Source organism: Bacillus sp. FSL R5-0709, from assembly GCF_038004785.1.
Classification (GTDB): domain Bacteria; phylum Bacillota; class Bacilli; order Bacillales; family Bacillaceae_G; genus Bacillus_A; species Bacillus_A mycoides.
In genome coordinates, this window is record NZ_JBBORT010000001.1 from 5,080,913 (window position 1) to 5,107,507 (window position 26,595).

Consider the following 26,595-nt stretch of genomic DNA (forward strand, 5'->3'; position numbering starts at 1 on the left):
ACTACATTGCTTCTTTCTTCTGTCCGATAACTGAGCGTTCTAAAATCTCTGTTACGTCCAAAGTTTGAACTGTTTCTTCAACTTCTTTCGCTTTCGTGCCGTCACTAATCATCGTTAAGCAATACGGGCATCCTGTACCGATAATTGACGGCTGTACAGCTAGCGCTTGTTCTGTACGAGCAACGTTAATACGAGAACCTGTCGTTTCTTCCATCCACATTAGGCCGCCACCCGCACCACAGCACATTCCCGTTTCACGGTTACGCGCCATTTCTACAAGGTTTACACCTGGAATTGCTTTTAGAATATCGCGCGGCGCTTCGTATACTTCGTTGTATCTTCCTAAGTAACAGGAATCATGGTACGTAACTGTCTCTTCAATAGAATGGACAGGTTTTAAACGACCTTCCTTCACCCACTGGGCTAGTAATTCTGTATGATGATAGACTTCTGCTTGTAAGCCAAAGTCCGGGTACTCATTTTTAAAAGTGTTATAAGCATGAGGGTCAATCGTAACGATTTTCTTCACTCCTGCTTTTTCAAATTCTTCAATATTTTTAGTCGCCATTTCCTGGAATACAAATTCATTTCCAAGGCGGCGCGGTGTATCACCAGAGTTCTTTTCCTTATTACCAAGAATTGCGAATGAAATGCCTGCTTCATTCATTAGCTTCGCAAATGATATCGCAATCTTCTGACTGCGATTGTCATACGAACCCATTGATCCAACCCAGAATAAGTATTCAAACTCTTCGCCAGCTTTTGATTTCTCCTTTACAGTTGGAACTGTTACTTCATCGTCACCTTGGCGCCATGTTTCACGCTCTTTACGGTTCAGTCCCCACGGATTACCTTGACGCTCAATGTTTGTCATTGCACGCTGCGCTTCCGCGTCCATTTTTCCTTCTGTTAAAACGAGATAGCGGCGTAAATCAATAATTTTGTCAACATGCTCATTCATAACTGGGCACTGGTCCTCACAGTTACGACACGTTGTACATGCCCAAATCTCTTCTTCTGTAATAACGTCTCCGATTAAACTTGGGTCGTACGCTAGCGCTGTAGCCGCTGATTCTTGTTGTCCTTTTCCAGCTGCCATCATCGCTAACTGATTTCCTTGTGTATTATTAAAAGCAACAACTGGAACCCACGGTGCTTTTGATGTTACCGCTGCTCCTTTATCAGTTAAATGATCACGAAGTTTTAAAATTAAATCCATCGGTGATAACATTTTCCCTGTTCCTGTTGCCGGACACATATTTGTACAACGACCACATTCGACGCAGGAATATAAGTCGATAAGTTGATTTTGTCTAAAGTCTTCAATTTTACCAACACCGAATGTTTCTTGTGTTTCATCTTCAAAATCAATTTTTTCAAGTTTTCCCGGATTTGAAAGACGACCAAAAAACACGTTAACTGGTCCAGCAATTAAATGCGCATGTTTTGATTGTGGAACATAAACTAAAAACGTTAACAAAATTAGTAAATGCACCCACCAAGAGAAATAGAACACTGAAATGGCTACGGTTTCATTTAATCCCGAGAAAACGTAAGCGATTGCAGAAGCGATAGGTTCACTCCATGAAAGCTCCTCGCCGTGCCATATAATTCCCATCCCATTACCAAGTAGCACAGAAATCATTAAGCCACCAATAAAGATAAGAACAAGGCCTGATTTAAAATTACGTTTCAAACGAACAAGCTTTTCAATATAGCGTCTATGAAAAGCCCAAAAGACTGCAATTAAAATAACGAGTGTGACAATTTCCTGGAAGAATGTAAATGCAGGGTATAGTGGTCCAAGTGGAAGATGCGATCCTGGTGCAAGTCCTTTCCAAACGAAGTCAATTGCTCCAAATTGGACAAGAATAAATCCGTAAAAGAACATAACGTGAATGATGCCGCTCTTTTTATCTTTCAGCAGCTTTTTCTGACCGAAAACATTGACCTTAAGAAGATCCCAACGCTCTTTAAAACGACGGTCAAATTCAATCTTTTTTCCTAATTGTATGTAGGCCATCCTTGTTCGTATAAGATATACAAACAAATACCCCGCATAAGCAATAACAGCAATGGCAGCCAGCCAATTAATGATTAGTAAGCTATTCATTTTATGCTACCCCTCTCTTTGTAAGCTCTCTTTCTTTTTTTAGAATCTTCGAAAATATATAATTTTCTGAATTATATCCCCTATTCCCATTATATAATGAGTGAGCATTCAGTCAACAGTTTTTTGTTATACAACAACACATTTTTTAATAAAGCTGTTTATTTCGGTGAAACTATAAAGTGAAACTTTAATCAGTAGGGAGCTGTTTATTCCCTACTGATTATTAGTCCTCACCAATCGGGATTTTACGGGCGGTCCGAATCCAAACCAACTTCTTTGCTTTAACCCAATTTCGAGGTGGGAGTCTTACTGCCCGCAAATAGCGGGATACAGTGAAATTTTGATTTGTAAAAAATTGATGGTGAAAAGACCGTGAAGGAGGGAATTTACTTATGTGTTTCTTATCTCTCTTGTTATTAGGCAGCGCTCTCTGGATTACAATCGACCTTTCATATGGGAGAATTGTTCATTTAAAGCGTGTACGTTCTCGTTCTTTCCCTTTACGTCAAAGTGATTTTCGCCTTTATACATACGGAAATGATCTATACGATGCTCTCTTTACTGATATAAAACAAGCTAAACACCATGTGCACGTTTTATTTTTTATTGTAAAAAACGATGATATAAGTCGTACGTTTTTAAAGTTACTTATCGATAAAGCACAAGAAGGAATTGAAGTAAGACTTTTACTCGACCGATTTGGAAGTCATTATTTATCAAAAGAAGCGATTTACTCGCTACAAAAGCATGGTGTCTCTTTTTCATTTTGTCATAAAGTGAAATTTCCTTTTCCTTTCTTTTCTGCAAATCAAAGAAACCATAGAAAAATTACAGTTATTGACGGGAAAATTGGTTATATTGGTGGATTTAACATTGGCGAAGAATATTTAGGGCATAATCAAAGGTTAGGGTTATGGCGAGATTATCATTTACGTCTTACAGGAGAAGGGATACAAGATTTACAAAAACAATTTTTACATGATTGGCTCGACGATACAGACCAAAATTTATTAGATTCATCTCTTTATTTTCCTATGCAACAACCAGGGACCATTCTACATCGTTTCATCCCTACTGATGGTGCCTATTTACAAAATACATTTTTACATTTAATCGAAAGCGCGAAAAAAGAACTCTTTATCGGTACACCATATTTTATTCCTGGAAAAAAAATTATGAATGCATTATTAAAAGCGCGAAAACGTGGGGTTCAAATAACTATTCTCGTTCCACAAAAAGCTGATCACGCCCTCGTTCGAGAAGCAAAATTCCCATATTGCCGAAAGTTAATACAAGCTGGTTGTGATATTTACGCTTTTCAGCAAGGATTTTTCCACGCAAAAATTATTATAGTAGACGATCATACTTGTGATATCGGAACTGCTAATTTCGATATGAGAAGTATATATATTAACCATGAAATCAATTGCCTTTTATACGATAAACATTTCATACAAGAAGTAAAACGTAAATTCGAGGAAGATTTGGAACGCTCCTTATTACTTTCCTTTGAAGATGTCAATCCCCTCTCCATTATCGATAGAGGAAAGGAATGGATAGGAACGATACTCGCGTTCTTTTTATAGAGAAATTTCAAGGGCCAAGGAGGTGCATCACATATGATAATTCGATTTGGATATGTCTCACATGCTACGGTATTATGGGACTGTTCGCCTGCCAAAACAATGACATTTACAAGCTGGAAAAAGCTAAAAAAACAAGAGCGTGAAGATAAATTATATAATGTTACACTGCAAAATCTAGAACACACAATACGCATCCTTCATTACAATATTGCACACGAAATTCCATTATATCGTTTATCATCTTCTATCGTCCCGCTTGCAACACATCCTGAAGTTGAATTTGATTACATTCAAATATTTGCTCCACTATGGCGTAAAATAGGAGCATTAATTCAAGAACACAATTTACGCGTAAGTTTTCACCCAAACCAATTCACACTATTTACAAGCGACAAACCACATATTACAACTAATGCAATTACAGATATGACCTATCATTATAACGTGTTAAATGCTATGGGAATTGCAGATTCTTCCTACATTAATATCCATGTAGGTGGCGCGTATGGAAATAAGGAAAAGGCAATCGAACGTTTTCATGAAAACATACAAAAACTTCCATACCATGTAAAAAGACAAATGACTCTTGAAAATGACGATAAAACATATACAACTTCTGAAACTTTGGCTATTTGTCAAAAAGAGCAAATCCCTTTCGTGTTCGATTATCATCACCACATAGCGAACCTTTGTAATGAACCGCTAGAAGAATTACTTCCTATGATATTTAAAACTTGGTCACATACAAATGTCCTTCCTAAAGTTCATATTTCTTCTCCTAAATCCGTAAAAGAATTTAGGGCTCACGCAAATTATATTGATTTAGAGTTTATTAAACCCTTTTTACACATTACAAAAAAAATTGACCATGATTTCGATATTATGATTGAAAGTAAACAAAAGGATTTAGCACTTCTTCAGTTAATAGATGAAATCTCTTCTATAAGGGGAGTGAAAAGAATAAAAGGCGCAACAATACAATGGTAAATTGTAACGTTGCGCTATTTTTTTCAAAAAGTATTTCTTATAGTAAAAAAGCTCCTGTTTTATATGCTATTATTTAAATTAGCATTTTCCCCCTGTGATTCAACTTTATTGAAACGGAGCCATTATATGATCAATCAAAAAAAATATGTACAATTTGTCATGATGTATATTATTATATTTTCTCTTTGGATATTCCTTATCCCTAAGGACTTGAATATAAAAGAAATTGGAATTCTCTTCTTATTTTGTTTTGCTGCACTCTTTTCTTGCTATTGCTTATATAAAGCAATTAAGAAGATGAAGCACGGTGACAAACTATTTTGGGTTCTAGTACTATGCACTTGTATATGTGGATTAGCTATGGAGATAACTTTATTTCTTCATTCACTTTCTATATATGATCAAGTCATATTCTCATATAAGGCATTGCCTTTCTTCATCATACAATATATTTTGCTCTTTTCTGGCTTTGCTATAAAGTTTATAAAACATTACTCTATTAGAGGCCTTGCTCAATTTTCATTCGATAGCATCTTTATTGTCATTATGAATATTTACTTTACCTTAACCTTTATTTTAGACATTTCAAGCTTTCGTATGTTAACAACAGATACATGGGTTTTAATTGGATATTTCATTGCACAATCATTAGTAATTTACGCCGTTATTAGCTTATATAGAAGAGAACAGTATTCTTCTAGTAGAATCTCATTAATTGTCGGCTTCACTATCATACTTGTTTACGGATATATACACCTGTTCCAGTTAAGATCAGGAATGGAAACTTCTTCTGAAGTCTCTTATTTAATACATACTGCTTCAATTTTATTAATCGGTTTATCGTCCATACTATACATTTTAGATAAACCAATGCAACATGAAACTAAGACTAAATATTATCGATTCGATTATGTACGCTTTATATTACCTTATTTTAGTATAATCATTACTTTTTCCTTTATTGTCATTCAACCTTGGGATGATAAGTTCATGTTAATCGGTCTCGTATTATCACTTATCTTATTATTCCTACGACAACTTTACATGTGGAAAGATAATCAAGTATTAATCGATACGTACGAACAGTTGACTACACAACTAGAAGGTAAAGTTGAAGAAGGCGCATCTGCACTATCAAAAAGTGAACAACGTTATAAATCTTTATTCGAAGATCATCCTGATGCTGTTTTTTCTTTAAATATGAACGGGATTTTTCAACAATCTAATAAGGCTTGTGAAAGTTTATTTACAGCCTATTATTGTGAAGTAACAAGCTATTCTCTTCAACACTTCATTGATCCACAAGATCATGAATTATTGAAGAAATCTTTACAAATTACAAAAGAAGGTAGACCACAAACTCTAGAAATTCGTACAAAAGAAAAAGAAGGCTATTATTATCACCTTCACATTACATTCATCCCTATTTTTATAAATAAAGAAGTTGTTGGGATGTTTGGTATAGCACGTGATATTACAACTTTATATGAAAAACAAAAGCAAGTAGAGCATATGGCTTTCCATGATGCACTTACAGGACTACCGAATCGACGGAAATTCGAAAAAGATTTAAAAACGATTTTAAATCTAGCTCAAAACAACACTAATGACGTTGCGGTTATGTTCCTCGACCTAGATCGATTTAAAAAAATTAACGATCGACTCGGCCATGATGTCGGGGATTTATTATTAATTGAAGTAGCAAAAAGATTACGTGGATGTTTACGTTCAAAAGATATCGTTGCCCGCCAAGGCGGAGATGAATTTACGATTCTATTACCAGATATGTACTCTGAAAAAAGTGCTTCTTTTATAGCTGAACAAATTTTAACTATCTTAAATAAGCCTTACTTTATTAAAGATGAAGAACTTTCTGTTACACCGAGTATCGGAATTGCAATGTACCCTGACTATGGAACCGATGTAACCGAATTAATGAAAAATGCAGATATGGCTATGTATCGAGCAAAAGCAAATGGAAAAAACAGATTCGTTTTCTTCTCAAAAGAAATGAGTATTGCGCAAAATGAAATACACTTCCTAGAAGGTGAGCTTTCAAAAGCACTACAACAAAATGAATTTTTCCTTGAATACCAGCCACAAGTAAACACAAAAACAAAACAAATTATCGGTTTCGAGGCGTTAATTCGTTGGAAACACCCAAAACTCGGAATTGTATCACCTGCCCAATTCATCCCTCTAGCAGAGGAGACAGGATTTATTATTGAACTTGGTAATTGGATCTTACGTACAGCCTGCTTAGAAGCAAAGAAGTGGCATAACCAAGGGTTTTCTCACTTAAAGGTTGGTGTGAATTTATCTGTTGTTCAATTTAACCGTTCAGATTTAATCCCAACTATTTCAAAAGTCTTGGAAGAAACCGAACTAAAACCGGAAGCACTAGATATTGAGATTACGGAAAGTATCGCGATTAATCAAAATCATTCTGTAATTGCTAAACTAGAAGAACTTCAAAATCTCGGTATTCAAATTTCAATTGATGATTTTGGAACTGGTTATAGTTCTTTAGCTTATTTAACGAAATATCCAATCAATACATTAAAAATTGCTCGAGAATTTATTTGTGGAATTACAAATAGCCCTTTAGAAGAAGCCATTATCGCTTCCATTATTACGCTATCAAAAGAATTAAATTTAGAGGTTATTGCGGAAGGTGTAGAAACAGAAGAACAATGGAAGTTTTTACACGAGCAAAACTGTGACCACATTCAAGGATTCCTCTTTAGCAAACCTGTTTCTAGTAAAGACGTTTGGAGGTTACTCCACAAAAAAACAACCGTCTAAGTAAGACGGTTGTTTTTTTAATGTTCAAATGGTAAATCTGAAGCTAATTGTACCTCTTGATCATTATGAGAAATTACTTGGCTTTTCTCTAAAGCTGTATCTGTTAATGAAATACCCCATGCCATTGCTAACGTTAATAGACTACCAATAAGTAGTTTTTTCATATTCCATCACCCACATCGTTTTCTTTTAATATATCATGAAAATTTATCCACAACTTATGCAATTATGCATACCCATTTTTTGGATATTTAATTACTTTTTGTGGATGTAACTTACGAAATATACCACTATACATATTCCAAATCATTTTAATTTAAATACTTCTTTTTTTTTAATAACGTCTCTTTGTAAGAATGTAAATCTAATAAATCAAAGAAGAAAGACGCTTTTTTATACACTTCTTTAATATCATCTGATGAATACTCTAATTTCTCAAGACACTCGCCCTTTTGATAATACAATTGACCGATTAATTCCATACTTCCCATATACCGAGAAGCTTCAATCGCTTCATTTACTTGATACAATGCCTCTTCAAACTGATCACTCAAATATAAAGCTTTTGCATAATTGTATCGAACCTTAACTGTGAATGCCTCATTATTATGTAGCGATTCTAACCGTTCTAAAATAGCTCGAAATGAAGTTATTGCCCTATCTAATTGATTATTTTCTGCACAAATACTTGCAATAGAATTTTCAATATATAAATTTTGAAATACATCTATCCCTCCGTATGATTGATGTACAATTTTTTTTAACTCTAAAATGCAATATTCAAAATTAATTTTCTGTAAAACATATGCAGATAAGTAATAGTACCAAAGAAGAAACTGATTAAATTCTGGATGAAACTTTTCTTTTTTTAATTCATTTGAAACAATGCTATAAATTTCAGCATATTGTTTCTTCTTACTCAACATTTGAATTCTATCTTTAAATAGCTTTTTCCTCTCAATATCGGAATAAATGAGTACCTCATAAAAATGAATAATGGGAACTTGTAATTTTGCTGCTATACCTTGCAGTATATCCATACTTGGGTATACCGCGCCCGATTCAATTCGGCTCACTTCCGATTGATGACATACATTATCGGAGAGTTGTTTCTGTGTTAATCCTCTCATTACCCTAATTTTCTTTATTTCACTTCCTAATTTTTCTGCGTGCATACTTACTCACCATCCCATTATAACAATCTAATTTTTTTAAGTTGTCATACCACTACAATAATGTGAATTCGACAATTTTTGATATGAAATAATGCATAATATATATAAAATTCGGCAAATTCCTCATACAATTCATCTCACATACACAATACAAGATTAGGAGTGTTATAGATGAATTATAGAAAACTTGCTAGTGCTTTCGTTACATTCGGTCTTCTTTGTCCTTTATCAACAGAAGCTATTCACGCTCAAGAATTAGATAAAAATGAAGTGAAAGTTGAAATTGCTCAGCCTGGTTTAACAATCGGAAAATTAACACAACCTCAAAACGATACAAAAGAGAATATTGCTAAAAAGTATTTAAAAGGTGAGGTAAATGGGGCTAAAGCTCAACAAGAGCAAGTTACTACTGAAAAGAATGTCGATTTTCAACCTACAAATAAAGAAACAAAAGAAAATCAAACCGAATTACGCCTTGCACAAACATACAAAAATTATAAAGTATATGGTCAAGATCTCATTGTAAAAGTAGATAAAAATGGAGTAATTACAACTGTTAGTGGTAAAGTTGCCCAAAATTTAGACCAACAACTTAATCTTACTATAACAAATTTTTTGTCGAAAAATGAAGTAAAATCTAAATTACGCAATATACTTCAAATTCCAAGTGATGCGACAGAAACAGAATTTTCTAGCGAAACGGTAGTTTATAAGAAAAAAGATGGCTACTATACATACGCAACGGTCCTTACATTTACTTATGAAAACAATGAACAAGTTATAAACGGAAATGCAATCATGGACTTACAAACTGGTGAAGTACTTTTCCAAGAAAAGTTTATTAAAAATAAAGAGAATAAAACTATTAATCAAGTAACAGCACCTAAACTATCACCAGCGAAAGAACAAGGAACTGGGAAAAATGCGCTACAAGAAAATGTATTATTTAATATTGCGAAAGGCTCTGATGGAAAATTTTATTTAGCTGATTTATCCCGCGGAAATGGTATTTATATTTACAACGCAAACTACGCTGATTCCCTTGGTGGCGATAGCCAAGCTGGTTATCCAGGGACACTTATTTCAAGCGATAACTCTAACTTCTTAGATAAAGAAGCAGCTGGTGTTATGAAAAATATGAGTGATATTTACGACTATTTTAAGAAAGAACATAATCTGAAAAGTTACGATAATAAAGACTCAAAAGTTGTTGCTAGCGTCCACGGATTTGATTCTACTGAAGTTAGTGATGGTGTAAAAGAAAACTATGTAAATGCATTTTGGCATCCAGGTTGGAATCAAATGGTCTTTGGTGACGGGCTAAATGGAAAATTAACCTCTGCTCTTGACGTAACAGCTCATGAATTTGGACATGCTGTATTTAGTGGTACGACGAAAAATAAAATTGTGCGATATCCAAGTGCTGAAACATCTGCGCTAAATGAAGGTCTAGCAGATTTTTGGGGTACACAAATAGAATATTACGTAAAGAAAGATAAAGGAAATTGGATTATGGGTGATACGTTAGGTGGTCTAACAATTCGTGACATCCCAGGGGAAATTGGTGACGGCGGCAACAAACTATACACAAACTTAAAAGATTTCTATAATGATGGAAATGATCAAGAATCTCACGTGAATTCTGGAATTATCAGCCATGTATTATATCAATTAGCTGAAGGTAAAACGTATAACGGTATATCTGTTCAAAGACAAGGAAATGAAAAAGTAAGTAAAGTTGTTATGCGTGCATTGCAAAACTACGCAACTTCAGCAGAAGATTTTGAATCACTTCAATCTCACATTGTACAAGCTGCAAAAGACTTATATGGTAATATGACAGCAACAGAATTCGAAAAGGCTTTCCAAGCACATGGATATAGGGCTCTAGCAAAAATTAGTAAAGTAGTAGAAGTACAACAAGGAAAATAAGCAAAAAAGAAGTTTACCGATTATAGGTAAACTTCTTTTTCACATCCATCCCTTTTCTTCCGCAATTGTAATTGCCTCAATTCTATTTTTTGCATCGAGCTTCGTTAATACTTCAGAAATGTAATTACGAACTGTGCCAGGTGAAAGATAAAGTGCCTTCGCAATTTCATTTGCAGTCTTTCCTTCTTTCGCAAGTAACAGCACTTCTTTTTCGCGATCCGATAATGGATTTTGCTCTTGCCATAAGCCAAACATTAACTCTTGAGAAATCTCTCGTTTCCCTTTCATTACGTTACGAATTGCCGAAGCTAAATCCTCACTTGGACTATCTTTTAATAAATATCCGTGCACACCAGCTTTCATTGCCCTTTCAAAATAACCAGGACGCGCAAATGTTGTTAAAATCATTACTTTACAAGATGATTTTTCTTTCTTTAAAATTTCAGCAACATCTAAACCACTTTGGATTGGCATTTCAATATCCATAATACTTATATCGGGCTTTAGCGATTCAATTAATTTTAACGCCTCTTCACCATTCGCCGCTTGCCCAACCACTTCAATATCATCTTCTAGATCAAGCAGGGCTCCTAATGCACCACGAAGCATTCGTTGATCTTCTGCAATAATAATTCGAATCATGCCCTCACCTCATCTTTTCCTGTTCTAATTACAATTGGAACTTTCACTGTTAACAGTGTCCCTGGATTAACCGTATCTAGTTCCACTAGACCGTCAATTAAGGCAATTCGTTCCTTCATACCACGAATGCCGTTTCCATCATGATTTCGCTCCTCTAAACCGACGCCATTATCTTCTACTTTTAAAATCAATTCACCTTGTGATTCTAATATAGAAACTGTACATGCCTTTGCCTTACTATGTTTCACGACATTCGTAACAGCTTCACGTAAACACATACCTAAAATATTTTGCTCAATTGGCGATAGCGAACTAGAATTAGCCTCTTGCTTTACTTCCAATTCAATATTGGCTGCTTGCAAAATCGCTTTTATTTGCTCAAGTTCTTCTTCCACTGTAATCATACGCATATCCGAAATTAACTCGCGCAGTTGTTTTAAAGCTGTACGAGATGTTTGTGTAATCTCCTTCGCCTCTATACTTGCGCGTTCTGGATTCTTCACAATCAGTTTCTCCACAAGCTGACTTTTTAAAGTAATAAGGGATAACGTATGCCCTAACGTATCATGAAGATCTCTTGCGATTCGCTGCCGTTCCTCACGTTTTACTAAGTCTTTAATTTGTTCGTTTGCTTCGTTTAGTTGATTCCTTAACATCTTTTTCTGATTAAAATTACGCATTCCAAATGGCGTAAGAAGCATTAAAATAAACATCGGAACGATATTCACTAAACTCGGGATTGTTAGTTGATTAACATTTACAAATATAAAAGCTCCAAGCATTACAACTAATAAACATAACAACACACGAAATGCCTTCTTACTTGGCGCAAATCCCATCGCACTCGCCGTAAAATATCCGAACAATATCATGAAGGGATTATAAAATAAAGCAAATGAGAATGTGAGCACCATTTGAATACACGCCCACAAAATGAACGTTTTGTTAACAAAATAAAGTTGACGGTATGTGACGGTGAAGACTATCAACATACCGATCCCTATTACAAGCTTCCATCCTGATACTTGCGTTAAATTATAGATTGGAAATAATAAATACACGAGCCACATATATGGGAAGAAACCCATCTGTTTCGGAAAAACTTCAAACCTCTTCTTCTCTATCATTTATACCGCTTCCTGTCTTTTTCTTATATATATTGATACTACAACAAATATAAGGAAATAACCTCCTAGTACCGCGATATTTTCCCACCCAATCGATTTTCCAGCTACAATGTCCCATGCACCGCTTCCAAAGTGGTATGTTGGTGTCCATTCACCGATAGATCTTAATATTTTCGGGAACACTTCAATTGGCATCCATAACCCGCCAATTACAGCTAGACTCATATTTAAAATATTGGCTAAACCAGCTGCTGCATCCGCCTTCTTAATTGAACCTATTACTGTTCCAAGGGCTAAAAATGGTGTCACGCCTAGTAATAGCCATAATCCTGCACCAATCCATTGGCCTATCGTCAACTCAACATTATTAATTAATATTCCTGCCATAAAAATAACTAAGATTGAAAAAGCATTCACTACTGTTTGAGCAATAATTTTAGCTGCTAAATATGCGCCCTCTGGAAGCGGTGTAATTTTTAACAAATGTGTCCATCCTTGCCCTTTTTCCTGAGAAAGTCTCACACCGAAACTAAAAAGGGCAGTCCCTACAATACTGAAAGTCGCCATTGAAATTAAATAATGTGCTTTCCATGCATCTCCGTTTTGCGGGACTTGAATAACATTTGTAAAGATGTAATAAAACATAACTGGCATTAATAATGAGAAAAAGATGAATAATTTATTGCGGAACGTACGTAAAACCTCTATTTTACATTGCATCCATAATGCTCTCATGCGATTCCCTCCTTCTGATTTGCAACAAACTGTTCAAATGCTTCATCGAGGCTTCCACGTTCAACTGAAACGTCTGTTACAGGTAGATTCCTCTGATAAATTGCTTGTAAAGTGGCATCTGTATCTTCCGTCGTTAAAGTGAAGCGCCCTTCATTTGACTGTACTTCTGTTACATGCGGTAATTCCTTTAGTAAACTCTTAGGAATTTTCTCTTTCGAATAAAACGAGATTGTTTTTCGAGAAATCGTCGCTTTCATTTCATCCGGCGTACCATCTGCGATAATTTTTCCGTTTGCGAATAATAAAATACGGTCCGCTAACGCATCTGCTTCTTCTAAATAGTGCGTCGTTAAAATAATCGTTTTCCCTTCACTTGCTAACTTTCGAATCGTTTCCCAAAACACTTTTCGAGACGTAATGTCCATCCCTACAGTTGGTTCATCTAAAAATAATAAATCTGGATTTCCCGCAAGTGCGAGTGCAAAATTCAACCTTCTCTTTTGACCACCTGATAACTTTTCACATCTTTGCTTTCGCTCTGATTCTAAATTCGATAGCTGAAGTAATGTTTCTTTCGCTACTGGATTCGTATAATAACTACGGAATAACTCAATTGCCTCTTCTACTGTGATGCTGTCAATAACGCTTACTTCTTGCAACATCGCACCGAGGCTATTACGAACATCTCTATGCTTCGGGCTCTTTCCAAATATCGAAACATTCCCTTCTGTCGGATCTTTTAATCCGAGCATCATTGAAATTGTCGTTGTTTTCCCCGCACCATTTGGGCCGAGTAATGCTACTATTTGCCCTTTATTTACATGAAATGAAACGTTATTTACTGCTTTTTTATGTTTAAATGTTTTAGAAACACCATTTACTTCAATAATCTTTTCCATCTCTCCACCCCCGCCGTTTCTTATATTTACATTGTATGCGTTGGAAAAGTTAGGAAACAGTATGATGCGTCATGACATCCATATGACAATTGTCATGTATTCTTTATGAGAGGAATCAGCCTGCATACCGCATGCGAGTAGCAGTACAAAAACAAACATGATACAATCGGATAAGACATATATTCGAGGAAGGACAGTGGTTTTCATGATTATTCGTAATGAACAAGATTTAGAAGGTTTACGAAAAATCGGCCGCATCGTTGCACTTGCACGCGAAGAAATGAAAAAACAAGCGAAGCCAGGTATGACAACGAAAGAGCTTGATTTAATTGGTAAAAAAGTATTAGACGAGAACGGTGCTATTTCAGCGCCTGAAAAAGAATATAAATTCCCAGGTGTAACTTGCATTAGTGTAAACGAAGAAGTTGCTCACGGTATTCCAAGCGATCGCGTATTAAAAGAAGGCGATTTAGTAAACGTAGACGTATCGGCAGCACTTGACGGATATTATGCAGATACAGGTATCTCATTTGTTCTTGGTGACGATGAAGAAAAAGAAAAACTTTGCCAAGCAGCAGTAGACTCATTTTGGGAAGCAATGAAAAAAGTAAAAGCTGGCTCAAAACAAAATCAAATTGGTCGTGCTGTTTCTAACTTTGCACATAAAAGTGGATATAACGTTATTCAAAACTTAACTGGTCACGGTATTGGTCTTAGCTTACACGAAGCTCCAAACCACATCTTAAGCTACTATGATCCAATGGATAATGCGCTTCTAAAAGACGGTCTTGTTATCGCTGTAGAACCATTCATCTCTATGAAAGCTGATCATATCATTGAGCGCGGTGATGATGGTTGGACATTCGTTACACCAGATAAAAGCCTTGTTGCACAATGTGAACATACAGTTGTCGTCACTCGTGGCGAGCCAATTATTTTAACTCAACTATAATCAAAAATAGCCGTTTTGTAGATTCCTTCTACTAAAGCGGCTGTTTTTGATTATGTAACATCCCCATAAACAGAAAGCTTATAAAAATAAAAAGGTGATACATCAAAGTATCACCTTTTTAACGGGGTGAGGCTGTCCAAAAGTACGGAAAACTCTTGAACAGCCTCGTATTTTCATATGGATGCCTTACATATATCACTGATGATAATTATGAAATGCGGAAACATAGTTATCATCACATGATTCAAACAAAAGAAAAGAAATCCTATAACGGATCTCTTTTCCCTACATAATCTAAAGTTTGGGTACACTAGATTCATGCAATGTAGGAGCCTTCCAAACAGAAAGCGATCCTTCATTTAAAATGATAGCATACATATCTCCGCTAAAAATATGCAAATATGCATATAGCGTTTTTTATTTCTCAACATACATTTATTGAAAATTCATACATATAAAGGTAAAATAAAGTCGTTAACCGTCTTCTTTTGTCAGTCAGAGAGAATAGAAGAATGGGAGAGGAAAAAATGAGAAAATCACTGAAACAAAAAATAGTAAGCTCCTTGCTTGCTGTATCACTCGCCGTTAGCTTAGCTCCAATCGGACAAGCAAAAGCTGATTCCACGTCAGGAATTACACAGACTCCACCTATTACAAAACAAGTTGATGCAAACCGCGCCATCGAGCATATCCGTTTCTTATCCGAAACAATCGGTCCCCGTCCAGGTGGTACAAAATCAGAAGAATGGGCTTCTCGCTATGTTGGTATGAAGCTTAAATCAATGGGATATGAAGTAGAGTATCAGCCCTTTCAAGTGCCGGATCAATACGTTGGATTTATCGAATCACCATTAGGGACAAAGCGTAATTGGCAAGCTGGTGCTGCTCCAAATGCACTAATTTCTACAGAAGCTGTTACAGCTCCACTTATCTTTGTTCAAGGTGGTACAAAATTAGACGATATTCCAAATGAGGTAAACGGAAAAATTGTTTTATTCGAAAGAGGTGCAACAGTAGCAGATTATAATAAACAGGTTGAAAATGCTGTTAGTAAAGGGGCAAAAGGTGTTCTTTTATACAGCTTAATTGGCGGACGCGGAAACTATGGACAAACTTTCAATCCTCGCTTAACTAAAAAACAGGCTATCCCTGTCTTCGGTCTTGCTTATGCTCAAGGAAATGCATTTAAAGAAGAAATCGCTAAAAAAGAGACAACAATTCTTTCCCTAAAAGCGAGACATGAATCTAATTTAACATCCTTAAATGTCATCGCTAAAAAGAAACCAAAAAATAGTACAGGTAATGAAAAGGCCGTCGTTGTAAGTTCACACTACGATAGTGTCGTTGGAGCACCTGGGGCAAATGATAATGCTTCTGGTACAGGATTAGTATTAGAACTGGCTCGTGCTTTTCAAAATGTAGAAACTGATAAAGAAATTCGTTTTATTGCTTTTGGTTCTGAGGAAACTGGCTTACTTGGCTCTGATTATTATGTTAATAGTCTGTCCCAAAAGGAACGTGATCGAATTTTAGGTGTCTTTAACGCAGACATGGTTGCAACAAATTATGATAAAGCAAAAAATTTATATGCTATGACTCCTGATGGTTCTACAAACCTTGTAACAGATGCTGCCTTACAAGCAGGTAAACAATTAAATAATAACCTCGTTCTTCAAGGAAAATTTGGCTCTAGTGATCACGTACCATTTGCTGAAGTGGGTATCCCTTCTGCACTATTTATTTGGATGGGCGTCGATAGTTGGAATCCATTAATCTATCATATCGAAAAGGTATATCACACGCCTCAAGATAACGTATTTGAGAACATTTCACCAGAACGTATGAAAATGGCATTAGAGGTCATTGGTACAGGTGTCTATAATAGCCTTCAACCTACCGTGAAAACAGGACAAAAAGCCGCTTAACACTATTTCAAACTACCGATTAATCGGTAGCTTTTTATTAAGGAAAAATAAATATGTAAAAAGGCATATTTATTACATGGCATTACCATATAGAATAAAAAATTCAAATATATGCATAATAACATATTTATTACACAACTTATCATGTATAATAAAAATTGCAATATAATCATAATAAAATATCCATTACATGGTACTACCATGTAGAATAAAAATTGTAATAATAGTGAGTACATCTAATAAAGAGGCTCTTCCATTATGAAAAAATTATTCTTGCAGTTTTATTATCGCTTTAGAGCCGCTTATCTCTATGAAAGCTGACCATATTATTGGGCCGCTGATTGAGTCCAACTTGAAACTGTTCTCTTTTTTCTATAAAAAAAACCCTTCAGGTTGCATTCTTCCCTTCACTTTATCGTGAAGTGTTTTTGAATACTTACCTAAAGGGAGCAATATCAATAGTAATTTTTTAATTTATCTGCTACTCAGATTACGATGTAATCAATAATCTAAAGCTTTTTTATTATTCTATTCGCTGACGAGCGAATAGAATTCCACCTAAAAGGAACAATACCATACCTCCAAGAATTGAAATCATTTCTGCTGATGTTCCTCCTGTGTTAGGAAGTAATGTTGGCTTATCATTTTCTTTATTAGGTGGAACTTTTGAATCGCTATTTTTGTCTGTATTTGTGTTTGGATCTGTGCTTGGATCTTTTGGATCTGTGCTTGGATCTTTTGGATCTGTGCTTGGATCTTTTGGATCTGTGCTTGGATCTTTTGGATCTGTGCTTGGATCTTTTGGATCTACACCTGGTTCGTCCTTGATTTTTGTATTCGTGATGTCATAACCATTTACTTCGGATTTGTATCCCGCTACTGGTTGTTCTTTCACTTCATACTTGTACGCCTTACCTTCAGCATCATATGCTGCTAAATCTTTAAATTCATATTTCCAATCACTTTCTGTACTCACTTCTTGTGTTGCGATTACTTGGCCACTTTGTAGTAAGTCTACTTTAATCATTGAAGGACGTTCTTTCGCATTATCGTCTTTCCACGTTTTCGTTCCTTCTACTTTTGTTTGACCAACCTTTGTATTCGTGATGTCATAACCATGTACTTCTGTTTGATATCCGTCTACTGCTTGTTCTTTCACTTCATACTTGTATGCTTTTCCGTCTGCATCATATGCTGCTAAATCTTTAAATTCATATTTCCAGCCTGTTGCTTTGCTTACTTCTTGCGTCGCAATCACTTTACCGCTTTGTAGTAAGTCTACTTTAATTGCTTTCGGACGATCTTTCGCATTATCGTCTTTCCACATTTTTGTTCCTTCTACTTTTGTTTGGCTTACTTTTGTATTCGTGATGTCATATCCTTTGACTTCGGATTGATATCCATCTACTGGTTGCTCTTTCACTTCATACTTATATGCTTTTCCTTCAGCATCATATGCCGCTAAATCTGTAAACACATATTTCCATTCGCTTGCTGCGCTCACTTCTTGTGTTGCGATTACTTGGCCATTTTGTAGTAAGTCTACTTTAATCATTGAAGGACGATCTTTCGCATTATCGTCTTTCCATGTCTTCGTTCCTTCTACTTTTGTTTGGCCTACTTTTGTATTTGTGATGTCATTACCTTTGACTTTTGATTGATATCCGTCTACTGCTTGTTCTTTCACTTCATACTTGTAAGCTACACCATTCTCATCATATGCTGCTAAATCTTTAAACGCATATTTCCATTCGCTTGCTGCGCTCACTTCTTGTGTTGCGATTACTTGGCCATTTTGTAGTAAGTCTACTTTGATCATTGAAGGACGATCTTTCGCATTATCGTCTTTCCATGTCTTCGTTCCTTCTACTTCTGTTTGGCCTACTTTTGTATTTGTGATGTCATTACCGTTTACCTTAGATTTGTATCCGTCTACCGGTTGTTCTTTCACTTTATACTCGTAAGCTACACCGTTTGTATCGTATGCTTGTAGGTTTTCAAATGTGTACTTCCAATTTGTTGCTGCTGTTACTTCTTTTGTGTTTACTACTTTACCATTTTGTAGTAAGTCTACTTTAATTGCTTTCGGACGATCTATTGCGTTGTTATCGTTCCAAGTCTTTGTTCCTTCTACTTTCGTTTCGCCTACTTTTGTATTCGTGATGTCATAACCATGTACTTCTGTTTGATATCCATCTACTGCTTGTTCTTTCACTTCATACTTATATGCCTTACCTTCAGCATCGTATGCCGCTAAATCTTTGAATTCATATTTCCAGCCTGTCACTTCTGTTACTTCTTGTGTTGCGATTACTTGGCCATTTTGTAGTAAGTCTACTTTAATCATCGTCGGACGATCTTTCGCATTATCGTCTTTCCACGTTTTCGTTCCTTCTACTTTTGTTTGACCAACTTTAGTATTCGTGATGTCATAACCATGTACTCCTGTTTGATATCCGTCTACTGCTTGTTCTTTTACTTCATACTTGTATGCTACTCCGTTTGCATCGTATGCTTGTAGGTTTTCAAATGTGTACTTCCAATTTGTTGCTTTGCTTACTTCTTTTGTGTCTACTACTTTACCATTTTGTAGTAAATCTACTTTAATCATTGTTGGACGATCTTTCGCATTATCGTCTTTCCATGTTTTCGTTCCTTCTACTTTCGTCTTGCTTACTTTTGTATTCGTAATGTCATATCCTTTGACTGCGGATTGATATCCGTCTACTGGTTGTTCTTTTACTTCATACTTATATGCCTTACCTTCGGCATCGTATGCCACTAAATCTGTAAACGCATATTTCCATTCGCTTGCTGCGCTTACTTCTTTTGTATCGATTACCTTGCCATTTTGTAGTAGGTCGACTTTGATTGTTTCTGGACGCCCTTCACCGTTTCCGTCCTTCCATACCTTCGTTCCTTCTACTTTTGTTTGACCAATCTTTGTATTCGTGATGTCATAACCTTTTACTTCGGATTTGTATCCGTCGATTGGTTGTTCTTTCACTTCATACTTGTATGCCTTACCTTCGGCATCATATGCCGCTAAATCTTTGTATTCGTATTTCCAGCCTGTTGCTTTACTTACTTCTTGCGTCGCAATCACTGTACCATTTTGTAGTAGGTCTACTTTAATCATTTCCGGACGATCTTTCGCATTATCGTCTTTCCATGTTTTCGTTCCTTCTACTTTTGTTTTGCCAACCTTTGTATTCGTGATGTCATAACCTTTTACTTCTGTTTGATATCCGTCTACTGCTTGTTCTTTCACTTCATACTTATATGCCTTGCCTTCGGCATCGTATGCCGCTAAATCTGTAAACGCATATTTCCATTCGCTTGCTGCGCTTACTTCTTTTGTATCGATTACCTTGCCATTCTGTAGTAGGTCGACTTTGATTGTTTCTGGACGCCCTTCACCGTTTCCATCCTTCCACACCTTCGTTCCTTCTACTTTTGTTTGACCAACCTTTGTATTCGTGATGTCATAACCTTTTACTTCTGTTTGATATCCGTCTACTGCTTGTTCTTTCACTTCATACTTGTATGCCTTACCTTCGGCATCATATGCCGCTAAATCTTTGAATTCATATTTCCAACCGCTTGCTTCTGTTACTTCTTGTGTTGCGATTACTTGGCCATTTTGTAGTAAGTCTACTTTAATCATATTTGGACGATCTTTCGCATTATCGTCTTTCCACGTTTTCGTTCCTTCTACTTTTGTTTGACCAACTTTAGTATTCGTGATGTCATAACCATGTACTTCTGTTTGATATCCGTCTACTGCTTGTTCTTTCACTTCATACTTATATGCCTTGCCTTCGGCATCGTATGCCGCTAAATCTTTGAATTCATACTTCCAATCTTTTTCCGCTGTTACTTCTTGCGTTGCGATTACTTGGCCATTTTGTAGTAAGTCTACTTTAATCATATTCGGACGATTTTTCGCATTATCGTCTTTCCATGTTTTCGTTCCTTCTACTTTTGTTTGCGCCACTTTTGTATTTGTAATGTCATAACCTTTTACTTCGGATTGATATCCGTCTACTGGTTGCTCTTTTACTTCATACTTATATGCCTTACCTTCGGCATCATATGCCGCTAAATCTGTAAACGCATATTTCCATTCGCTTGCTGCGCTTACTTCTTTTGTATCGATTACCTTGCCATTTTGTAGTAAGTCTACTTTAATCATATTCGGACGATCTTTCGCATTATCGTCTTTCCATGTTTTCGTTCCTTCTACTTTTGTTTGACCTACTTTTGTATTTGTAATGTCATAACCTTTTACTTTGGATTGATATCCATCTACCGCTTGTTCTTTTACTTCATACTTATATGCCTTGCCTTCGGCATCGTATGCCGCTAAATCTTTGAATTCATACTTCCAACCGCTTGCTTCTGTTACTTCTTGTGTTGCGATTACTTGGCCATGTTGTAGTAAGTCTACTTTAATCATCGTCGGACGATCTTTCGCATTATCGTCTTTCCACGTTTTCGTTCCTTCTACTTTTGTTTGACCAACTTTAGTATTCGTGATGTCATAACCTTTTACTTCTGTTTGATATCCGTCTACTGCTTGTTCTTTCACTTCATACTTATATGCCTTACCTTCGGCATCGTATGCCGCTAAATCTTTGAATTCATACTTCCAACCTTTTTCCGCTGTTACTTCTTGCGTTGCGATTACTTGGCCATTTTGTAGTAAGTCTACTTTAATCATATTCGGACGATTTTTCGCATTATCGTCTTTCCATGTTTTCGTTCCTTCTACTTTTGTTTGCGCCACTTTTGTATTTGTAATGTCATAACCTTTTACTTCGGATTGATATCCGTCTACTGGTTGCTCTTTTACTTCATACTTATATGCCTTACCTTCGGCATCATATGCCGCTAAATCTGTAAACGCATATTTCCATTCGCTTGCTGCGCTCACTTCTTTTGTATCGATTAACTTGCCATTTTGTAGTAGGTCTACTTTGATTGTTTCTGGACGCCCTTCACCGTTTCCGTCCTTCCATACCTTCGTTCCTTCTACTTTTGTTTGACCAACCTTTGTATTCGTGATGTCATAACCTTTGACTTCTGTTCGATATCCGTCTACTGCTTGTTCTTTCACTTCATACTTGTATGCCTTACCTTCGGCATCATATGCCGCTAAATCTTTGAATTCATATTTCCAACCTTTTTCCGCTGTTACTTCTTGCGTTGCGATTACTTGGCCATTTTGTAGTAAGTCTACTTTAATCATCGTCGGACGATCTTTCGCATTATCATCCTTCCACGTTTTCGTTCCTTCTACTTTTGTTTTGCCTACTTTTGTATTCGTGATGTCATTACCGTTTACTTCCGATTGATATCCGTCTACTGCTTGTTCTTTCACTTTATACTCGTAAGCTACTCCGTTTGCATCGTATGCTTGTAGGTTTTCAAATGTGTACTTCCAATTTGTTACTTCTGTTACTTCTTTTGTGTCTACTACTTTACCATTTTGTAGTAAGTCTACTTTAATCATCGTCGGACGATCTTTCGCATTATCATCCTTCCACGTTTTCGTTCCTTCTACTTTCGTTTCGCCTACTTTTGTATTTGTGATGTCATTACCTTTGACTTCCGATTTATATCCATCTACTGTTTGTTCTTTCACTTTATACTCGTAAGCTACTCCGTTTGCATCGTATGCTTGTAAGTTTTCAAATGTGTACTTCCAATTTGTTGCTTCTGTTACTTCTTTTGTGTCTACTACTTTACCGTTTTGTAGTAAATCTACTTTAATCATCGTCGGACGATCTGTTGCGTTGTTATCGTTCCAAGTCTTTGTTCCTTCTACTTTCGTTTCGCCTACTTTTGTATTCGTGATGTCATAACTGCTTACGCTAGATTTATATCCCGCAATCGGTTGTTCTTTCACTTCATACTGATAAGCTACTCCATTCGCATCGTATGCTTCTAAATCTGCAAATATATATTTCCAACCCATTACTGCTAGTACATCTTGTGTTTTGATTACGTTACCGTTTTGTAGTAAGTCTACTTTGATCATTGCCGGACGGTCTATTGCATTTCCGTCTTTCCACGTCTTTGTTCCTTCTACTGTCAATTTTGCTACTTTTGTGTTTGTAATGTTGTAGCCATTTACTTCCGATTTGTATCCCGCTACTGGATGCTCTTTTACTGTGTACGTATAAGGAACACCATTTGCATCATATCGTGCTAAGTCTGCAAATGTATAATTCCAACTGGTTGCTTCTGTTACATCTTGTGTTTGAATTACATTGCCATTTTGCAATAAGTCTACTTTGATTGTTGTTGGTCGATCTGATGCATTGTTGTCATTCCAAGTTTTCGTTCCTGCTACTGTTGTTTTTGCATCTTTTGTATTCGTAATGTCATATCCTTTTACTTCGGATTGATATCCATCTACTGCTTGTTCTTTCACTTCATACTTGTACGCTTTTCCTTCGGCATCATATGCCGCTAAATCTTTGAATTCATACTTCCAACCGCTTGCTTCTGTTACTTCTTGCGTTGCGATTACTTTATCGTTTTGTAGTAAGTCTACTTTGATTGTTTTCGGACGATCCGGTGAATTGTTATCCTTCCACGTTTTCGTTCCTTCTACTTTTGTTTGACCTACTTTTGTATTTGTAATGTCATAACCTTTTACTTCGTATTGATATCCGTCTACTGCTTGTTCTTTCACTTCATACTTGTATGCCTTACCTTCGGCATCGTATGCCGCTAAATCTTTGAATTCATATTTCCAACCTGTTGCTTCTGTTACTTCTTGTGTTGCGATTACTTGGCCATTTTGTAGTAAGTCTACTTTAATCATATTCGGACGATTTTCCGCATTTCCGTCCTTCCATGTTTTCGTTCCTTCTACTTTGGTTGTTTGTACCACTTTTGTATTTGTAATGTCATAACCATTTACTTCTGTTGTGTATCCATCTATCGGTTGTTCTTTTACTTCATACTTGTACGCCACTCCATTTGCATCATAGACTGCTAGGTTGTCAAATTTGTATTTCCAACCATCTGCCGCTGTTACTTCTTTTGTGTCTACTATTTTCTCATTTTGTAGTAATTCTACTTTGATTGAACTTGGACGATCTTTCTCGTTATCGCCTTTCCACATCTTCGTTCCTGAAACAGATGTAGTTTTCACTTTATTTGGAATATCCAGTTCGACTCCATTTTCATCATCTGATTTTATTTCAAACTCTACTTTTTTCTGAGGATCGAAATCAATATAGTCTGGAGCTGAAACCTCTTGTACATAATATTTACCTGGTGATAATTGAGGAGTTTCAACTATCCCTTTTTCATTTGTTTTATATTCGCCCCCAACTTGTTCACCAGACTCTTTATACAACTTAAACGAAACATTCGGAATTACTTTTTCTTTATTTCCTTCAATATGTTTAACAATTTTCAGCTTTCCTTTTGGAACCTTGTTACCAGTAGCACCACCACCAGCTGTCATATTTTCGACTGGATGAGTACCCGATTCAGTAACTGGTTCTTTGTTTAGGACTTGGTAATCAATCGTATAATCATTCTTAAAAAACTCTTGCTTCTTCCCAGCTTCCGTTATAGTAGATGTATAACCAATCGTAAAGGCAGCAAGACGTGCTTTATCCTTATTAAGCATAACTTTAAATGATCTGTCTCCAGTAAAGGTAATCGTTCCGTAACCTTGCTTTTCAAACTCTTGTAGCGTTAAAGATCGACGACCTAGATAATCATCTACACTTATATAGAAACTATCCTTATTAAGTGTTTGACCTTCCTGTAAATTATCAGTCACAACAATATCACGACTTAACTCTTCTTTATTTAAATTTATATTCAAGAACCAACGTACTTCATTGTCCTTACCTGAGTTCATATCACCAGTTTTATAAAAAAACGGTGGCTTTCCAGGATCTGTGCCACCACCACTACTTGGACCGGTAATTGTTACAGACTGCTTATCTACAGTTGTACCAAAATTGGTTTCAATCTCTTTCTTTTGATCCGTTCCTACATTAGTAGCTTCCACGAAAAAGTTTAAATACCCTTGAATATTTTCATATGTATCCACTTTATCATTAAATGTACATACCACAGTACCTGCTGTAACTTTACAAGTACCATAGTCATTTAATAGAAACTCGCTATTTAATCCTTTTAACTCTGGAGGCAGTGTTAATGTTAGTGTGTCTCCAGGCTTCAGCCTAAGTCCATCTTTTTCACTGAAGTTTACAGTTACTTTAGTCCTTTCTGTGGTACTTAGATTTGTTTTACCAATCTGAAAACTATCCACAAGTCCTGCTGTGTTTAGCTCTTGTGCATTTGCTACTATAGGTAAAAGACTTTGACCTATAGTAAACATAAAAATCATTATAATCGAAAAAATCGAAGTAACTCTTTTTAAATACATATTTTATGTTATCCTCCTATAAAATTAAAAATAGATAGATCCTGGTACAAGCATACTATGACAAAGATTCTACTATTCAATGTCATTAAGCCACTTTACTAAAACTTGTTTGACAGCTATTATCATCTTTTTCTCTTTTTCAATCCTTCTACTACTTAAAAAATTGCAGTTTGACTTTTATATAGATTCATCTAATTTCTCCGACATTTTATTTATCGTATATACTGTTTAACAAAAACAGATACAGGACAAATTTTGATAAAGGAATTCAAATTACAAATACCCATGAACGAACAAACAACTTCAAAGTCAGAAGAAGACCACTCAACAAGCACTCACGATAAAACTCATGACGGTCATTGTCTTATTATGCTGTAGAGTTTCCGAAATTTCTCCATACCAACGCAAACGTTTGCTCTATAAATGCGAAAATTTCATTGTCGACAAGTATGGAAGAGCTACTTCACAGTAAATATGCATTTGGTCAACTTCCTTACTTATCCTCATAAAGAATAACAAGAAGTACAATCTATAATCGAATTTAGCATATCAGCCGAAGAAGGTTACGACTGTGAAACATGCTAGGATACTCGTATTCTAAAAGATGTTATTGAAGATGCATTTTCTGCCATTATGAGTTGAGGTGAAATTGGCCATATGTTAAAACATTTTGTGTTTAGTTACACAGCCGACCTACACACCGAAACAAGTAGAACAAGAAGCGTTCCACCGCCAGCATTATATAATTAAAAACGCTCTGGATGAAGTATTGTTTGCCTATGCAAGATGATAGTCATATTCTCCAAATTTGAATACAGTGGACCGAATTTGGGGGTAACTAAAAAAGAGTATGATTGTCAACTGATTTCATGTAAATCGTATAGAAATACGAAATTCAGCCTTTTCATTTTTGGAGTATATAAATGAGTGTCGAGAAAAAACCCTTTTCCTAATGGGTTCCATGGCTATGTCGAAGAATTAAAATGAGCTTATATATGATGATAATATCAAAACCGAGAAATTTATATCCTTTCATTATTTTTTATCAAATCATGAAACCTTTAATTGTACTATATGTACTATTTTAAACATACCACCCCTAGTTTCTTGACTAAGTTGGAAGTTTTCAAGATTAATTACTAATTGTTTAAATACTTGGTTAGATGAATTGTTCTTTTAGTATTTGGCATAGCTGTAACAATGTTTTTTACAACAATCACACCATTTTCTAGTAACATTCCACCAACTAATAATACATATATGGATTTTTGATAATCTTACCCCCAACAGTC

Annotated in this window: 14 protein-coding genes; 6 read left to right on the forward strand and 8 right to left on the reverse strand. The window is 35.8% G+C overall.

The features are described from left to right. Position 1: 1 nt before the first annotated feature. Positions 2 to 2,113: a heterodisulfide reductase-related iron-sulfur binding cluster gene (locus MKX37_RS26205; protein ID WP_002130078.1), complete on the reverse strand. Its 2,112-nt coding sequence runs from the start codon at positions 2,111 to 2,113 to the stop codon at positions 2 to 4. A gap of 392 nt (positions 2,114 to 2,505) precedes the next feature. Between MKX37_RS26205 and cls the strand changes: the two genes are divergently transcribed. The 3 genes from cls to MKX37_RS26220 all read left to right on the forward strand — a co-directional run bounded on the left by cls (position 2,506) and on the right by MKX37_RS26220 (position 7,491). Then, the gene (gene cls, locus MKX37_RS26210; protein WP_078421789.1) at positions 2,506 to 3,699 is read left to right on the forward strand and encodes a cardiolipin synthase; all 1,194 of its coding nucleotides are present in this window, start codon (positions 2,506 to 2,508) and stop codon (positions 3,697 to 3,699) included. Between the two features lie 33 nt (positions 3,700 to 3,732). Beyond that, positions 3,733 to 4,686, forward strand: coding sequence for a UV DNA damage repair endonuclease UvsE (gene uvsE / locus MKX37_RS26215; RefSeq protein ID WP_078421787.1), 954 nt, complete (start codon positions 3,733 to 3,735; stop codon positions 4,684 to 4,686). A 126-nt stretch (positions 4,687 to 4,812) separates the two neighbouring features. Continuing rightward, a complete protein-coding gene (locus MKX37_RS26220; RefSeq protein ID WP_016121121.1) occupies positions 4,813 to 7,491 on the forward strand; it encodes a DUF4084 domain-containing protein in 2,679 nt (892 codons plus the stop codon). A 17-nt stretch (positions 7,492 to 7,508) separates the two neighbouring features. On the opposite strand, the gene papR is transcribed toward MKX37_RS26220, so the two are convergent. Both papR and MKX37_RS26230 read right to left on the reverse strand, forming a co-directional pair. Next, positions 7,509 to 7,655 (reverse strand): quorum-sensing peptide PapR, encoded by a 147-nt coding sequence (papR, locus tag MKX37_RS26225; protein ID WP_000734740.1) that lies wholly within the window; start codon positions 7,653 to 7,655, stop codon positions 7,509 to 7,511. A gap of 147 nt (positions 7,656 to 7,802) precedes the next feature. Next, on the reverse strand, positions 7,803 to 8,666 hold the full coding sequence (locus MKX37_RS26230; protein WP_002130082.1) for a helix-turn-helix domain-containing protein: 864 nt from the start codon (positions 8,664 to 8,666) through the stop codon (positions 7,803 to 7,805). 171 nt (positions 8,667 to 8,837) lie between these two features. On the opposite strand from MKX37_RS26230, the gene MKX37_RS26235 reads away from it, so the two are divergent. Further along, complete coding sequence (locus tag MKX37_RS26235) at positions 8,838 to 10,598, forward strand: M4 family metallopeptidase (RefSeq protein WP_078178199.1); 1,761 nt, start codon at positions 8,838 to 8,840, stop codon at positions 10,596 to 10,598. 39 nt (positions 10,599 to 10,637) lie between these two features. Here the strand turns inward: MKX37_RS26235 and MKX37_RS26240 are convergent, their stop codons facing one another. The 4 genes from MKX37_RS26240 to MKX37_RS26255 are packed head-to-tail and all read right to left on the reverse strand — an operon-like array spanning position 10,638 to position 14,001. Continuing rightward, positions 10,638 to 11,240, reverse strand: coding sequence for a response regulator transcription factor (locus MKX37_RS26240; RefSeq protein ID WP_002130086.1), 603 nt, complete (start codon positions 11,238 to 11,240; stop codon positions 10,638 to 10,640). Next, a complete protein-coding gene (locus MKX37_RS26245; protein WP_063225624.1) occupies positions 11,237 to 12,367 on the reverse strand; it encodes a sensor histidine kinase in 1,131 nt (376 codons plus the stop codon). Before MKX37_RS26245 ends, MKX37_RS26240 begins: the two co-directional genes overlap by 4 nt. Next, positions 12,368 to 13,102: an ABC transporter permease gene (locus MKX37_RS26250; RefSeq protein WP_001202437.1), complete on the reverse strand. Its 735-nt coding sequence runs from the start codon at positions 13,100 to 13,102 to the stop codon at positions 12,368 to 12,370. Next, positions 13,099 to 14,001 carry an ABC transporter ATP-binding protein gene (locus MKX37_RS26255; RefSeq protein WP_002130089.1) on the reverse strand — a complete coding sequence of 301 codons (903 nt, stop codon included), beginning with the start codon at positions 13,999 to 14,001 and terminating at the stop codon, positions 13,099 to 13,101. The genes MKX37_RS26250 and MKX37_RS26255 overlap by 4 nt, the downstream gene beginning before the upstream one ends. Before the next feature lie 157 nt (positions 14,002 to 14,158). Here MKX37_RS26255 and map point away from each other — a divergent pair, with 157 nt between their 5' ends. Together map and MKX37_RS26265 are read left to right on the forward strand one after the other, a co-directional pair. Next, the gene (gene map, locus MKX37_RS26260; protein WP_016121123.1) at positions 14,159 to 14,953 is read left to right on the forward strand and encodes a type I methionyl aminopeptidase; all 795 of its coding nucleotides are present in this window, start codon (positions 14,159 to 14,161) and stop codon (positions 14,951 to 14,953) included. Between the two features lie 527 nt (positions 14,954 to 15,480). Then, a complete protein-coding gene (locus tag MKX37_RS26265; RefSeq protein ID WP_078178202.1) occupies positions 15,481 to 16,878 on the forward strand; it encodes a M28 family metallopeptidase in 1,398 nt (465 codons plus the stop codon). 523 nt (positions 16,879 to 17,401) lie between these two features. Here the strand turns inward: MKX37_RS26265 and MKX37_RS26270 are convergent. After that, positions 17,402 to 25,303: a Cna B-type domain-containing protein gene (locus MKX37_RS26270; protein ID WP_341089440.1), complete on the reverse strand. Its 7,902-nt coding sequence runs from the start codon at positions 25,301 to 25,303 to the stop codon at positions 17,402 to 17,404. Positions 25,304 to 26,595: the final 1,292 nt, after the last annotated feature.

Excerpts from the sequence above, each read along its gene's own strand:
- MKX37_RS26250 (WP_001202437.1), bottom strand. The coding sequence starts at position 13,102 with ATGAGAGCATTATGGATGCAATGTAAAATAGAGGTTTTACGTACGTTC.
- cls (WP_078421789.1), top strand. The coding sequence starts at position 2,506 with ATGTGTTTCTTATCTCTCTTGTTATTAGGCAGCGCTCTCTGGATTACA.
- MKX37_RS26245 (WP_063225624.1), bottom strand. The coding sequence starts at position 12,367 with ATGATAGAGAAGAAGAGGTTTGAAGTTTTTCCGAAACAGATGGGTTTC.
- MKX37_RS26240 (WP_002130086.1), bottom strand. The coding sequence starts at position 11,240 with ATGATTCGAATTATTATTGCAGAAGATCAACGAATGCTTCGTGGTGCA.
- uvsE (WP_078421787.1), top strand. The coding sequence starts at position 3,733 with ATGATAATTCGATTTGGATATGTCTCACATGCTACGGTATTATGGGAC.
- MKX37_RS26265 (WP_078178202.1), top strand. The coding sequence starts at position 15,481 with ATGAGAAAATCACTGAAACAAAAAATAGTAAGCTCCTTGCTTGCTGTA.
- MKX37_RS26235 (WP_078178199.1), top strand. The coding sequence starts at position 8,838 with ATGAATTATAGAAAACTTGCTAGTGCTTTCGTTACATTCGGTCTTCTT.
- MKX37_RS26220 (WP_016121121.1), top strand. The coding sequence starts at position 4,813 with ATGATCAATCAAAAAAAATATGTACAATTTGTCATGATGTATATTATT.
- MKX37_RS26270 (WP_341089440.1), bottom strand. The coding sequence starts at position 25,303 with ATGTATTTAAAAAGAGTTACTTCGATTTTTTCGATTATAATGATTTTT.
- MKX37_RS26230 (WP_002130082.1), bottom strand. The coding sequence starts at position 8,666 with ATGCACGCAGAAAAATTAGGAAGTGAAATAAAGAAAATTAGGGTAATG.
- map (WP_016121123.1), top strand. The coding sequence starts at position 14,159 with ATGATACAATCGGATAAGACATATATTCGAGGAAGGACAGTGGTTTTC.
- papR (WP_000734740.1), bottom strand. The coding sequence starts at position 7,655 with ATGAAAAAACTACTTATTGGTAGTCTATTAACGTTAGCAATGGCATGG.
- MKX37_RS26255 (WP_002130089.1), bottom strand. The coding sequence starts at position 14,001 with ATGGAAAAGATTATTGAAGTAAATGGTGTTTCTAAAACATTTAAACAT.
- MKX37_RS26205 (WP_002130078.1), bottom strand. The coding sequence starts at position 2,113 with ATGAATAGCTTACTAATCATTAATTGGCTGGCTGCCATTGCTGTTATT.